The sequence below is a fragment of the Amycolatopsis lexingtonensis genome, assembly GCF_014873755.1.
Classification (GTDB): Bacteria; Actinomycetota; Actinomycetes; order Mycobacteriales; family Pseudonocardiaceae; genus Amycolatopsis; species Amycolatopsis lexingtonensis.
In genome coordinates, this window is sequence record NZ_JADBEG010000001.1 from 8,740,943 (window position 1) to 8,754,516 (window position 13,574).

The following is a 13,574-nucleotide window of genomic DNA, read 5'->3' on the forward strand; positions in this document are numbered from 1 at the left end:
CACCGGGTTTCCACGTTAGGTCAGCCTAACCGTCATGGGGGCGTGGGGCCGCTCACAATGGGGCGGCAGGTATCCTGGGTGAGGTCCGCGTGTGACCAGAGCCGGTCACGGGATGCCTGAACGGCTTGCGCGGCCCATCCAACCCTTGAAGTTCAGGAGTTCTCGCGTGCCCGCAGCCAGCGCTACCGTCGAAACCGGCCGGCCGACCGGTAAGACCCGGCCCGACCTGCGCAACGTCGCGATCGTCGCCCACGTCGACCACGGCAAGACCACGCTCGTGGACGCGATGCTGCGCCAGTCCGGCGCCTTCGCCGAGCGGGCCGAGCTCGTCGACCGCGTGATGGACTCCGGTGAGCTCGAGCGGGAAAAGGGCATCACCATCCTCGCGAAGAACACCTCGATCCACCGCCAGACGCCCGAGGGCCAGGTGACGATCAACGTCATCGACACCCCCGGCCACGCCGACTTCGGCGGTGAGGTCGAGCGCGGCCTGGCCATGGTCGACGGCGTCGTCCTGCTGGTCGACGCGTCCGAGGGCCCGCTCCCGCAGACCCGCTTCGTGCTGCGCAAGACCCTCGAGGCCCGCCTCCCGGTGATCCTGCTGGTCAACAAGACCGACCGGCCGGACGCGCGGATCTCCGAGGTCGTCGAGGAGACCCACGACCTGCTGCTCGAGCTGGCCAGCGACATCGAGGACGCCGACCACGACGCGATCCTCGACCTTCCGGTCGTCTACGCCTCCGCGCGCGCCGGCAAGGCGAGCCTCGAGCAGCCCGCCGACGGCGAGGTCCCCGAGAGCGAGAGCCTCGACCCGCTGTTCGACACGCTGCTCCGGCACGTGCCGCCGCCCGCCGCCGACCTCGACGCGCCGCTGCAGGCGCTGGTCACCAACCTCGACGCGTCCAACTTCCTCGGCCGCATCGCGCTGATCCGCATCCACGCCGGCAAGCTGCGCAAGGGCCAGACCGTGGCCTGGATGCGCGAAGACGGCACGGTGCAGAACGTCCGCATCTCCGAGCTGCTGGTCACCGAGGCGCTCACCCGCGTCCCGGCGACCGAGGCCAGCGCGGGCGAGCTCGTCGCCATCGCGGGCATCCCGGACATCACGATCGGCGACACCCTCGCCGACGTCGACAACCCGGTCGCGCTGCCCCGGATCACCGTCGACGAGCCGGCGATCTCGATGACCATCGGCGTCAACACCTCGCCGCTGGCGGGGCGCAACGGCGGCGACAAGGTCACCGCGCGGCTGGTCAAGGCCCGCCTCGACCAGGAGCTGATCGGTAACGTCAGCATCCGCGTCCTGCCGACCGAGCGCCCCGACACCTGGGAGGTCCAGGGCCGTGGTGAGCTGGCGCTGGCCATCCTCGTCGAGCAGATGCGCCGCGAGGGCTTCGAGCTGACCGTCGGCAAGCCGCAGGTGGTCCTGCGCACGATCGACGGCAAGCTGCACGAGCCGTTCGAGCGCCTCTACATCGACTCGCCGGAAGAGCACCTCGGCGCGATCACCCAGCTCCTGGCCGCCCGCAAGGGCCGCATGGAGGACATGAGCGGCAACGGCACCGGCCGGATCAAGCTGGAGTACGTGCTCCCGTCGCGCGGCCTGATCAGCTTCCGCACCGACTTCCTCACCGAGACCCGCGGCACCGGCATCGCGAACCACGTGTTCGAGGGCTACTTCCCGTGGGCGGGCGAGATCCGCACCCGGCACAGCGGCTCCTTGGTCGCCGACCGCACCGGCCCGGTCACCGCGTACGCGATGATCCAGCTGGCCGACCGCGGCACCTTCTTCGTCGAGCCGGGCGCCGAGGTGTACGAGGGCATGGTCGTGGGCGAGAACCCGCGCTTCGAGGACCTCGACATCAACATCACCAAGGAGAAGAAGCTGACCAACATGCGTCAGTCCTCCGCCGACGTGATGGAGACGCTGGCCCGGCCGCGCAAGATGGGCCTGGAAGAGGCGCTGGAGTTCTGCTCCGTCGACGAGTGCGTCGAGGTCGCGCCCGAGGTCGTCCGGGTCCGCAAGGTCACCCTGGACGTCAACACCCGCGCGAAGGAGCGTTCGCGCGCCAAGAGCCGCGACAACGGCTGATCCTTCTCAAGACCGCGAAAAAGCCTCCCGGTGCGAGCCGCCGGGAGGCTTTTTCGTGCCTTCTCCGCTACCGCGGGTGGAAAAGCGGCGGACGGGCTGTCACGAAATCCGGTGTTCTTCTCCTTATATCTTTATGGTGGCGACGGCGGCCCGTCGCGTGTTCCGCCGTTCCGGAACGGTCCGGGAACCCGGACGGTGGTCCGCGCGTCCCTTTCCATAGCGGCACCATGGGGCAGTGGGCCCGGCCGATCCGGGTATGGGAATCTCGGTTCCGGCCGCGCGGGCGGTCGTGGGAGCATGGCTGACCCGATCGGCGGAATCTGGGGAGGAACGGGGCGTGCGGGTGAATCGCAAGGCGGTGCCGGTACTGGCACTGGCGGCCGTGCTGCTCACCGCGTGCTCCAACACCCCGCCACCCCCGGTGGTGTCCTCGTCGGTGGCGCCGGTGTCGACCACCGGCAAGACGCCGTCGCAGATCGTCGTCGGCGTCGACGACGTGCTCGGCGGGTACAACCCGCACAACCTCGCGGACTCGTCCCAGGTGACCTCGGCGCTGTCGCAGCTGCTGCTGCCCTCGGTGTTCCGCCAGAAGGACGACGGCAGCACCCAGCTCGACAAGAACCTCATGAAGTCCGCCGAGGTGGTCTCGCAGCAGCCGTTCGTGGTCGCCTACGAGATCCGGCCGGACGCGTCCTGGTCCGACGGCGCGCCCATCGCCGCCGAGGACTTCGACTACCTGCGCACCCAGATGCGCGACCAGCCCGGCGTCATCGAGCCCGCCGGCTACCGGCAGATCACCGACCTGCAGTCCCGCGAGGGCGGCAAGCGCGTCGAGGTCACCTTCGCCAAGCCGTACCCCGGCTGGCAGGCGCTGTTCTCCGGCCTGCTGCCCGCCCACCTGCTCAAGGACGCGCCCGACGGCTGGCGCGGCGCGCTCGCGGCGAACTTCCCGGCCGTCGCCGGCCCGTTCTCGATCAAGAGCATCGACACCGCCCGCGGCGAGGTCATCCTCGAGCGCAACGAGCGCTACTGGGAGAAGCCCGCGGCGATCGACCGGATCGTGCTGCGCCGGTCGGACCAGAACACGCTGCTCGCCGCGCTGCAGAGCGGCAACGACCAGTTCGCGCTGGCCCGGACCAGCGGCGACGAGCTCAAGCGGCTCGGCGAGCTGGGCTCGGCCGTGCGGCTGCACACGGTGGCCCGGCCGGTGGTGGCCGGCGTGCTGCTGCGCCCGGTCAGCGCCACCCTCCACGACGCCCAGGTCCGCGCCGGGATCGCCGCGTTCCTCGACCGGAACAAGCTGATCACCGAGGGCGTCGACGGCGGCCCGTCGTCGGCGCTGCACGCCGACGCCCAGGTCAAGGCGCCTTCGGAGACCGGGTACGCGGCGACCATCCCGCCCGGCCCGCCGACCGCGCCCGACGTCGCCAAGGCCGAGGAGTCGCTGAAGGCGGCGGGCTACGCCAAGACGGCGGGCACCTGGCGCAAGAACGGCAAGGCGCTCTCGCTGGTGATCGCCTCGCCGGGCACCCAGGAGCCCTACGCGTCGATCGCCAAGGAGCTCACCGCCCAGCTCGTCGCGCAGGGCATCGAGGTCAGCGCGATCACCCCGCCGCCGCGCGACCTGTTCGGCGGCCTGCTCGCGATGCCGGTCGCCGACGGCGTCCAGCAGCCGACCGGAGACTCGGCCGGCAACGTCGGGATCGACATCGCGGTCGTGCCGCAGGCGGTCGGCGGCGACCCGGCCGCGGTGCTCGCGTCGACCTTCGGCTGCCGCCCCGAGCAGACGGCCACCGGCGCCGACCCGGCCAAACCCGTCGTTCCGGGCAATTCGGCCGGGTTCTGCGATCCGGCGCTGCAGCCGTCGATCGACGCGGCGCTGTCCGGATCGACCCCGATCACCGAAGCGCTCACCACCCTTGAGCCTGAACTTTGGCGCCAGAACGTGGTGGTCCCGCTGTTCCAATTGGCTGACACCCTCGCGATCGGATCGGGCATCTCGGGCGTCACGCCAGGTCCTCCCATGGTGGGCCCATTCGGGTCCGCGGTGAACTGGACTCGCGGCCCGAAGTAATCGCGCGACTACGCATTCAGTACTACCGGGTGATCTTCGCTGACGCCTTCGAGTGGGTGGCTTTGAATCCGTGAGGTAACCGTCGTATTTCTGGATGTCCACTGGAAGTCACCCTTTGGTCACGATCGACCCTGAACTGGTGACTGTCGGTGCTTTTCCTTTCTAGCGTGCTCCCGCAGTGCGCCAGTTGAGTGTCGCTTGGCGTGTCGTAGGCTCCGGCCCATCCAAACCGGAGCGGTGTGGGCCCTTGTCCCGATATTCAAGGGTTCAGTGCTAGGAGGGCACACTTCATGAGGAGATCCAAAGCTGTCTCCGCTTTGTCGCTCGTCGCCGGCGCCTCGCTGTTGCTGAGCGCCTGCAGCGGCGGCGATTCGGGTTCGGGCAACACCGACCAGAACGGATCGTCGACCGACGTCAAGGCGATGGCTGCCGGCAAGGCCGAGACCGGCGACCTGTTCAAGCTCGCGGACACCCCGGGGTACGACGGCACGGTCACGATCGGTATCGACGACGGGTACTCGGGGTACAACAACCAGACCCCGGACACCAACAGCTCGTACAACAACTACGTCCTGACCGCGGTGCTCTCCGGTACGTTGAAGCTCGACGGCAACAACAAGGTGCTGCTGAACAGCGACGTCTTCGAGTCGTGGGACATCACGCAGAAGGACCCGCAGCAGGTCACCTACAAGATCAAGCCGAACGTCAAGTGGTCGGACGGGCAGCCGTACGACTGCAAGGACATGTACCTGGCGTGGCTGTCGCAGAGCGGCATGGCGAAGGGCCCGGACGGCAAGAACCCGTTCAACTCGGCCTCGACCACCGGGTACTCGCTGATCAAGACGGCGACGTGCAAGGACAACCTGACCTTCGTCACCGACTACAGCGAGCCCTACCTGGACTACAAGGGCCTGTTCAACGCGCCGGCGATCATGCCCGCGCACATCCTCGAGGCCAAGACCGGCATCGCGGACATCACGAAGCTGGCCCCGACCGGCGACCCGGCCCAGATCAAGGCCGCCGGTGACTTCTGGTCGAACGAGTGGAAGGGCTTCAAGGCGGACATCATGCCGTCGTCGGGCCCGTACAAGATCACCGCGTTCGACGCCAACCAGAAGGCCGTCACCCTCGAGAAGAACCCGACCTGGGTCGGCGGCAAGGGCGGCCCGTCGAAGATCATCGTCCGCGCCATGGAAGACACCAAGGCGATGGCGACCGCGCTGCAGAACGGTGAGATCGACGTCGCGGCGTCGACCCAGCCGGACGCCACCGCGGCCCAGACGATGAAGGGCCTCGCGGCCCAGGGCGTGGTCTACGGTTCGGCCCCGCAGCTGACCTACGAGCACCTCGACCTGAACTTCAAGCGCATGTTCGCCGACAAGGACCTCCGCAAGGCGTTCCTCGAGTCGGTCAACCGCAAGGAGATCACGGACAAGCTGCTCAAGGAGGTCCAGGCGGACGCGGAGCCGCTGAACAGCGTCGTCTTCTTCCAGGGTGAAGAGGGTTACACCGACCTGTACAGCAGCAAGGCGGGCCTGGGCGCCGACGCGGCGGCCAAGACGCTGACCGACGCCGGCTGGGTCAAGGGCGGCGACGGCATCTTCGCCAAGAACGGCCAGCGCGCCTCGTTCAAGATCACGCACAACCAGAACGCGCGCCGCAGCCAGACCGTCGAGATCATCATCTCGCAGGCCAAGGCGGCCGGCATCGAGGTCAAGGACGAGACCGACGCCAACTTCCTCAAGGGTGGCCGCGTCTCGACCGGTGACTACGACGTCGCGCTGTTCGGCTGGTCGGCCCAGCCCTTCAAGGCGGAGTCGAAGTCGATCTACGTCTGCCCGGACAACGGTGGTGAGCAGAACTACCAGGCGCTGTGCGACAAGAAGATCGACGACGCCTACACCGCCGCGGTGAAGGCGACCGACGAGCAGGTCAAGCTGCAGAAGTACCAGGAGGCCGACAAGGCCATCGCGGACGACTACGCGACCCTGCCGCTGTTCCAGACGCCGAGCATGTGGGCGTTCAAGGGCATCGACCGCGTCTACATGCAGTCGTACGACGGTGTGCTGTGGAACGTCGGCGAGTGGGAGCAGAAGAAGTAGGGCTCGTCCCGCCTCTTCTTTCCCCTCGCTCCAGATGACCTGGGAGGTACCGGGGTCCGGCCACAAGCCGGGCCCCGGTACCCACCGGAAGTAGCTGTTGACCGTAGGGTTACCGCCACTACGGTAGACAACCGGGTAGCGGTCCAGCGCACTTCTGACGACCAGGCCCGGATGAGGAGCAGTTCGTTGAACCTGGTGATCTACATCCTTCGCCGTCTGGCGATATCGATTCCCGTCCTCCTGGTCGGGACTTTCCTGTGTTTCGTCATGGTCGCCGGCACCGGCGACCCGCTGGGCGAGCTGCGCCAGAACCCGCAGATCAGCAAGGAAGCGCTGGCCGCCACGGCCGCCAAGCTCGGCCTCGACCAGGGCATCATCCCCCGTTACTTCTCGTGGCTCGGTGACTTCCTGACCGGCGACTGGGGCATCTCCATCGCCCAGGGCAACGCCCTCGCGCCGGTCGCCCCGAAGGTGATGGCCGCGCTCGGCGTCACCTTCAAGCTGGTCGTCGGCGCCGAGATCCTCGCGCTGATCATCGGCATCATCGTCGGTGTCCTGGCTGCCGTGAAGCAGTACTCGATCATCGACTACATCGCGACCACCCTCGCCTTCCTGCTCTTCTCGATGCCGATCTTCTGCGTCGCGATCGTGCTGAAGCGCTACGCGATCGAGATCAACGGCTGGGTGCGCGACCTCGGCCTGTCCGACGTCCTCGGCAACCCGTGGCTGCGCACGACCAGCCCGGAGCAGCTGCGGACGGACGGCGTCGGGGACTTCATAACCAGCACGATCGGCGCGTACCTGCTGCCGACGCTGTCGATCATGGCGATCAGCTTCGCCGCGTACAGCCGGTTCCAGCGCGCCTCGATGCTCGAGGTCATGGGCTCGGACTACGTGCGCACCGCGCGCGCCAAGGGCCTCGCCAACGGCCGGGTCATCTTCCGGCACGCGTTCCGCAACGCCCTGATCCCCGTGACGACGCTGTTCTCGGTGAACTTCGGCTCGGTCCTGGCCGGCGCCATCATCACCGAGACGGTCTTCAACTGGCACGGCATGGGCACGTTGCTGGTCGAAGCGGTCACGAAGAACGACACCCAGGTCATGATGGGCTGGCTCGTGGTGATCGCCTCCCTCGTGATCATCGCCAACCTGATCGCCGACCTGATGTACGGCATCCTGGACCCGAGGATTCGCGTTGGCTGACTTGAACTCTCTTCTCGCGACCGAACAGGCGACCGCCGACGGCACGCTCCCGCCGGACGCGCTCCCGGAACCGCGGAGCCAGGGCCGGCTGGTCCTGCGGAAGTTCCTGCACCACAAGCTGGCGATGGCGTCGACGGCGGTGCTGGTCCTGATCGTGCTGATCAGCGTGATCATGCCGATCTTCTGGAAGCACGGCTACCAGGACAGCTCGTTCCCGTCCTTCGCCAAGCCCAGCGGCGACTTCCCGCTCGGCACGACCCAGGTCGGCAAGGACATGGTGTCGCAGGTGCTGCGCGGGACGCAGTACTCGCTGCTGATCGCGCTCACCGTGTCGATCCTCGCGACCGTGATCGGCGTCGTGTTCGGCGCGGTCGCCGGTTACCTGCGCGGGTTCACCGACTCGGCGATCTCGCGGGTGACGGACCTGTTCCTGATCATCCCGCAGATCGCCGCGGCGGCCATCCTCGCCAAGGTGTTCGGCGGCGGTACCTGGTACATCGTCGCGCTGGTCCTGTCCGCGTTCGCGTGGATGCCGATCGCCCGGATCACCCGGGCCGAAGCGATGTCGCTGTCGCAGCGCGAGTTCGTCGACGCGGCGCGCGCTTCGGGTGCCGGCGTCGTCCGGATCATCTTCAAGCACCTGGTGCCGAACATGGTCGGCAGCATCACGGTCAACGCGACCCTCGCGGTCGCGCAGGCCGTGCTGGCGGAAGCCGCGCTGTCGTTCATCGGCCTCGGTGTCCAGCTGCCCGACACCTCGCTGGGCCGCGTCATCCTGGAGAACTACGCCCAGCTGCAGACGCGGCCGGCGCTGTTCTTCGGGCCGTTCATCGTGCTCGTGCTGATTTCACTGACGATCAACTTCATCGGTGACGGTCTTCGCGACGCCTTCGACCCGCGCCAGCGGAGAATGAAGGCCTGAACGCACGACGCGGGGGTGACCGGGGTTCCGGTCACCCCCGCGCTCGTTCTCGCCGCGGGATCGCCGGAACTGGGGGTTTCGGATGAACCTTGTGCTCTACGTGCTCAGGCGGCTGGCCATCTCCATCCCGGTCCTGCTGGTCGGCACGTTCCTCTGCTTCGTCATGGTGGCCAACACCGGCGACCCGCTGGGCGAGCTCCGCAGCAAACCGGGCATCAGCGCGGCGGCGATCGCCGAGACCGAGCACAAGCTCGGCCTCGACCAGAGCGTCCTCGCCCGCTACTTCACCTGGCTCGGCCACTTCCTGACCGGCGACTGGGGCATCTCGATCGCCCAGGGCAACGCCTTCACGCCGGTGGCGCCGAAGGTCATGGCCGCGTTCAACGTGACGCTGGAGCTGGTGCTGGCGGCGTCCGTGCTGGCGCTCGTCTTCGGCGTGCTGGTCGGTGTTCTGGCCGCGGTCAAGCAGTACTCGCTCTGGGACTACGCGGCGACGACGCTGGCGTTCCTGATGTTCTCGATGCCCATCTTCTGCGTGGCGATCGTGTTGAAGGGCTACGCGATCCGGGCCAACATCTGGGTCCGCGACCTGGGCCTGTCGGACGTCCTCGGCGATCCCTGGCTGCGCACGACGAGCCCGGAAAGCCTCTCGGCGACCGGCGTCGGCGACGCGCTCGCGAAGTACGTCGGCGCGTTCCTGCTGCCGACACTGTCGATCATGGCCATCACGTTCGCCGCGTACAGCCGGTTCCAGCGCGCGTCGATGCTGGAGGTGCTGGGCGCCGACTACGTGCGCACCGCGCGCGCCAAGGGTGTCTCCGGCAGCCGCGTGATCTGGCGGCACGCGTTCCGCAACGCGCTGATCCCGGTGATGACGCTGTTTTCGGTCAACTTCGGCGCCACGGTGACGGGCGCGATCATCACCGAGACGGTGTTCAACTGGCACGGCATGGGCACGCTGCTGGTGGAGGCGGTCAACAAGAACGACCCGCAGGTGCTGATGGGCTGGCTGGTGGTGATCGCGGCGAGCGTCATCGTCGCGAACCTGCTGGCGGACCTGCTGTACGGCATCCTGGACCCCCGCATCCGCGTGGGCTAGAAGCACCCCAATGTGGCGTTGGTTGCGTCTGACGCACCGAACGCCACATTGGGGTGCGTTGGACGCACCGAACGCCACATTGGGTGCGTTGGACGCACCGAACGCCACATTGGGGCGCACGGGCCCGGGACGGCGAAGGGCCCCGCCTGGTGACCAGGCGGGGCCCTTCAGCGTCAGAACCTCAGTCGGCCACGGGGGCCAGCTTGCCGGCCTCCCAGGCCGCGCGGCGCTCGGCCTGCAGGACCGGGTCCGCGACCGGGGCCGCCGACAGCAGGCGCTTCGTGTACTCCTGCTGCGGCGAGTGCAGCACCTGGTCACGGGTGCCGACCTCGACCAGCTTGCCGTGCTGCATCACCGCGACGCGGTCGGCGAGCAGGTCGACCACCGCGAGGTCGTGGCTGATGAACAGGCACGCGAACTGCAGCGACTGCTGCAGGTCGAGGAACAGGTCCAGCACGCGGGCCTGCACCGACACGTCCAGCGCCGAGGTCGGCTCGTCCGCGATCAGCAGGGCCGGGTCGAGCGACAGCGCCCGGGCGATGGCCACGCGCTGGCGCTGGCCGCCGGAGAGCTCGTGCGGGTAGCGGTTCATGTAGTGGCCGCCCAGCTCGACCTTGTCGAGCAGCGAGCGCACCCGCGCCGACAGCTCCTTGCCGGAGAGCACCTTGTGCAGCACCATCGGCTCGGCGATCGACTCGCCGATCGTCATCTTCGGGTCCAGCGTCGACGCCGGGTCCTGGAAGACGATCGAGAAGAACCGGCGCAGCGGGCGGATCTCCTTCGCCGACATCGTCGTGATGTCCTTGCCCGCGATCGCGATCGTGCCCTGGGTCGCGCGCAGCAGGCCGACGGCGCAGCGGCCGACGGTCGACTTGCCGGAGCCCGACTCGCCCACCAGGCCGACGATCTCGCCCTTGGCGATGGTCAGCGAGACGTCGTCCACCGCGCGGTTCTTGGCCTGGCCGCGGCGGCCCGGGTACTCGAGCACGAGGTTCTTGATCTCGAGGGCCGGCGCGGCCTCTTCAATCACGGCCTCCAGCTCGGCGTCGGCCAGCCGGATCTCCTCGGCGATCTTGGCCGCCTCGGTGCTGTCGCTGGCGATGCCCGTGTCGTCGAGCAGGCGGCGGCCCTCGGGACGCTGGCCGAGCACCGGCACCGCGGCGAGCAGCCGCCGGGTGTAGTCCTCCTTCGGCGACGCGAACAGCTCGCGCACCGGCGCCTCTTCGACGATCTCGCCCTGGTACATGACGATGACGCGGTCGGCCATGTCGGCGACGACGCCCATGTCGTGGGTGATCAGCACGATCGCCGTGTCGAGCGTGTCGCGCAGCTTGCGCAGCAGGCCGAGGATCTCGGCCTGGACCGTGACGTCGAGCGCGGTGGTCGGCTCGTCGGCGATGATCACCTTCGGGTCGCACGAGATCGCCATGGCGATGACGACGCGCTGGCGCAAACCGCCCGAGAGCTGGTGCGGGTACTGCTTGAACCGCAGCTCCGGGTTCGGGATGCCGACCAGGTCGAGCAGCTCGACGGCGCGCTTGTCGGCGGCGGCCTTCGAGATGTCCAGGTGCGAGCGGAGGGACTCGCGCAGCTGCCAGCCCACCGTGTAGACCGGGTTCAGCGCGGTCATCGGCTCCTGGAAGATCATCGCGACCTGGTTGCCGCGGATCTTCTGCATGTCCTTCTCTTTGAGATCCGCCAGGTTGCGCTCGCCGAGGCGCAGCTCACCGGCGATCCGGCTGGTCTTGGGCAGCAGGCCCAGCACCGACATCGACGTGACGGACTTGCCGGACCCGGACTCCCCGACCACGGCGACGATCTCGCCCGGCTGCACGTCGAACCCGATGCCCTTGACGGCGTTCACGACGCCGTCCTCGGTCTGGAACGACACGCTGAGGTCGGAGATCGACAGAACGGATCCGGACACGCCGGCGACGTCCGCCGAAGTTGCTTCAGTGCTCACCAAGATGCCCTTCGTGGGGGTACAGACGATCGCGACGCGGCGGTCGCGACTCGCGCGAGGATAACCGAGGGTGTCCCCGACGAAGGTCGGAGCACGGGAATTACGCTCAACCCGTGATCTCCCCGGTACCGCGCAGGCTGCTGCTCGTCCACGCCCATCCCGACGACGAGAGCATCACCACCGGCGCCACGATCGCACGATACGCCGCCGAAGGCGCCGAGGTGACCGTGGTGACCTGCACGCTGGGCGAGGAAGGCGAGATCATGCCGGGCCTGGCGGAGCTGTCCGGGCTGGGCGCCTGGGCCGCCGACCAGCTGGGCGGCTACCGCGTCAGCGAGCTGAAGGCCGCGTGCGCCGCGCTGGGGGTGTCACGGCATCGTTACCTCGGCGGGATCGGCCGGTGGCGCGATTCGGGCATGGCGGGCACGCCGGCGGCGTCGCACCCGCGGGCGTTCACCGGCGGCAGCGCCGAGGAGCAGGCCGCGCAGCTGGCGGAGATCCTCGACGAGGTGCGCCCCCAGGTCGTCGTCACCTACGATGCGTTCGGCGGCTACGGCCACCCCGACCACATCCGCGCGCACGAGATCACGATGGCCGCGGCCCCGCGGGCGGCGTCCGTGGCGCGCGTGTTCCACACGGTGGCATCGAAGAACGCGGTGCGCGCCGGGTTGAGCGCGCTGCGTGCGGGCACGCCCGAATACGGCGTCCCGGCCGACGATGAGCTGCCCACGACCCCGGACGAAGAGATCACGACGGTGCTCGACGTCGCCGCGCACGTCCCCGCGAAGGTGGCGGCCCTGCGCGCGCACGCGACGCAGCTCGCGGTGGTCGACGGGCCCGTGCCGTACTTCGCCCTGACGAACCAGGTCGCCCAGCCGATCGCCGCGAAGGACTTCTTCGTCCTGGCCCACGGCCCCGCCGAGGGCGCGGCGGACGACCTGTTCGGCGGACTGTGACCGTGGAACCGCTGACCTGGGAGCAGCGGTTGCTCCTCTTACTGCTCGTCTTCGACACGGTCCTGCTGGCGATCGTCGAGCTGTTCTTCCTGCCGCTGCGGGTCGGCGTGGTGCCGCTGCCGGTGACCGTCCTGGTCGGCGCCGTCACGACGCCGTGGCTGGTGTCGACCACCGCGAAGCTGGTGCGGCCCGCTCTTTCGTGGGTACCCCTCGCCGTGTGGGTGCTCGTCGTCTTCGGGGTCGGCATGCTGGGTCCCGGCGGTGACCTGGTGCTGATCCAGGATTGGCGGGCACTGCTGCTGCTCGGCGCGAGCGCGCTGCCGGGCGCACTGGTGCTCGGCGGCGGGCTGGGCCGTGCGGTGGGAAGGGGAGCGGGACGTGGCTGAGGCGATTTCCGACCGGCAGGTCGTGGCGGTGCTGCGGCCGTTCGTGCGCGCGTGCGGGCCGATGCTCGACGCGCTGCGCGAGTCCGACCCGTTCGGCCTGCAGGCCCGCGCGGCGGACGACCTGGCCGAAGTCGAGTCCGGCCTGAAGGCGAAGCTGATCCACGGCGTGACGTCGGTGAAGGTCCCCGGCACGGCGGCGTGGGCCCGGATGACGGGCTACGACCGGTCGAGCTGGTGGATGAACCGCGTCGGCCGCTTCACGGCGCTGCTGACGTCGATCCCGGGCCTCGGCGGCGCACTGGCCGACCGGCTCCCGGTGCAGGACGCGCTGGGCGCGGCGTCGCAGGGGCTGCTGCTGTGCGCGATCGCGGGCGAGTACGGCGTCACCGACGTCGGCACGCGCGTGCGCCTGATCGCCTGGGTGCTCTTCGAGCGCGACATCGACGCGGACCTCGCGGCGGGCAAGCACGCGGACCACGACGAAGCCGCAGAGGCGGACGAAGCCGCGAAGCTGACCGAAGAACTGACGGCGTCGGAGAAGAAGCACGGCAAGGCGACGATCAAGGCGGCCGGCCGCACGCTGTGGCGGCTCGGGCGGGGACTGCTCGGGATCACCGGGGAACTGGAGAAGCGCCCGCGCGGCAACTTCCTGCACCGTGCGATCGGCATGTTGCCGGTCGTCGGCGCGGCGGGCGACTACCTCGGCGAGCGGTCGGGGTTGCGGGTGGCGTGGAAACGCGCGCACGTCTGGCTGACGGAGCACCGCGGCTGAGTTTC

General features: G+C 68.9%; 10 protein-coding genes. 9 read left to right on the forward strand and 1 reads right to left on the reverse strand.

Annotated elements, in window-relative coordinates:
- Positions 1-166: 166 nt before the first annotated feature.
- The 6 genes from typA to H4696_RS40830 all read left to right on the forward strand — a co-directional run bounded on the left by typA (position 167) and on the right by H4696_RS40830 (position 9,492).
- Entirely contained in the window at positions 167-2,092 is a 1,926-nt protein-coding gene (typA, locus tag H4696_RS40805) for a translational GTPase TypA (RefSeq protein ID WP_192782801.1), read from the forward strand.
- Positions 2,093-2,429: 337 nt separating this feature from the next.
- Positions 2,430-4,166: an ABC transporter family substrate-binding protein gene (locus H4696_RS40810; RefSeq protein WP_086856012.1), complete on the forward strand. Its 1,737-nt coding sequence runs from the start codon at positions 2,430-2,432 to the stop codon at positions 4,164-4,166.
- Positions 4,167-4,456: 290 nt separating this feature from the next.
- Positions 4,457-6,268 carry an ABC transporter family substrate-binding protein gene (locus H4696_RS40815; RefSeq protein ID WP_169734790.1) on the forward strand — a complete coding sequence of 604 codons (1,812 nt, stop codon included), beginning with the start codon at positions 4,457-4,459 and terminating at the stop codon, positions 6,266-6,268.
- A gap of 186 nt (positions 6,269-6,454) precedes the next feature.
- Positions 6,455-7,471 carry an ABC transporter permease gene (locus tag H4696_RS40820; protein ID WP_086856010.1) on the forward strand — a complete coding sequence of 339 codons (1,017 nt, stop codon included), beginning with the start codon at positions 6,455-6,457 and terminating at the stop codon, positions 7,469-7,471.
- A complete protein-coding gene (locus H4696_RS40825; protein ID WP_086856009.1) occupies positions 7,464-8,393 on the forward strand; it encodes an ABC transporter permease in 930 nt (309 codons plus the stop codon). The genes H4696_RS40820 and H4696_RS40825 overlap by 8 nt, the downstream gene beginning before the upstream one ends.
- An 82-nt stretch (positions 8,394-8,475) precedes the next feature.
- Entirely contained in the window at positions 8,476-9,492 is a 1,017-nt protein-coding gene (locus H4696_RS40830; RefSeq protein WP_086856008.1) for an ABC transporter permease, read from the forward strand.
- A 181-nt stretch (positions 9,493-9,673) separates the two neighbouring features.
- Here the strand turns inward: H4696_RS40830 and H4696_RS40835 are convergent, their stop codons facing one another.
- Positions 9,674-11,455: an ABC transporter ATP-binding protein gene (locus H4696_RS40835; RefSeq protein ID WP_169734789.1), complete on the reverse strand. Its 1,782-nt coding sequence runs from the start codon at positions 11,453-11,455 to the stop codon at positions 9,674-9,676.
- 113 nt (positions 11,456-11,568) lie between these two features.
- Between H4696_RS40835 and mshB the strand changes: the two genes are divergently transcribed.
- The 3 genes from mshB to H4696_RS40850 are packed head-to-tail and all read left to right on the forward strand — an operon-like array spanning position 11,569 to position 13,569.
- Positions 11,569-12,411, forward strand: coding sequence for an N-acetyl-1-D-myo-inositol-2-amino-2-deoxy-alpha-D-glucopyranoside deacetylase (mshB, locus tag H4696_RS40840; protein ID WP_086856007.1), 843 nt, complete (start codon positions 11,569-11,571; stop codon positions 12,409-12,411).
- Positions 12,408-12,797, forward strand: coding sequence for a hypothetical protein (locus tag H4696_RS40845; protein ID WP_086856006.1), 390 nt, complete (start codon positions 12,408-12,410; stop codon positions 12,795-12,797). The genes mshB and H4696_RS40845 overlap by 4 nt, the downstream gene beginning before the upstream one ends.
- Positions 12,790-13,569: a hypothetical protein gene (locus tag H4696_RS40850; RefSeq protein ID WP_086856005.1), complete on the forward strand. Its 780-nt coding sequence runs from the start codon at positions 12,790-12,792 to the stop codon at positions 13,567-13,569. Before H4696_RS40845 ends, H4696_RS40850 begins: the two co-directional genes overlap by 8 nt.
- The last annotated feature ends 5 nt before the right edge of the window (positions 13,570-13,574 follow it).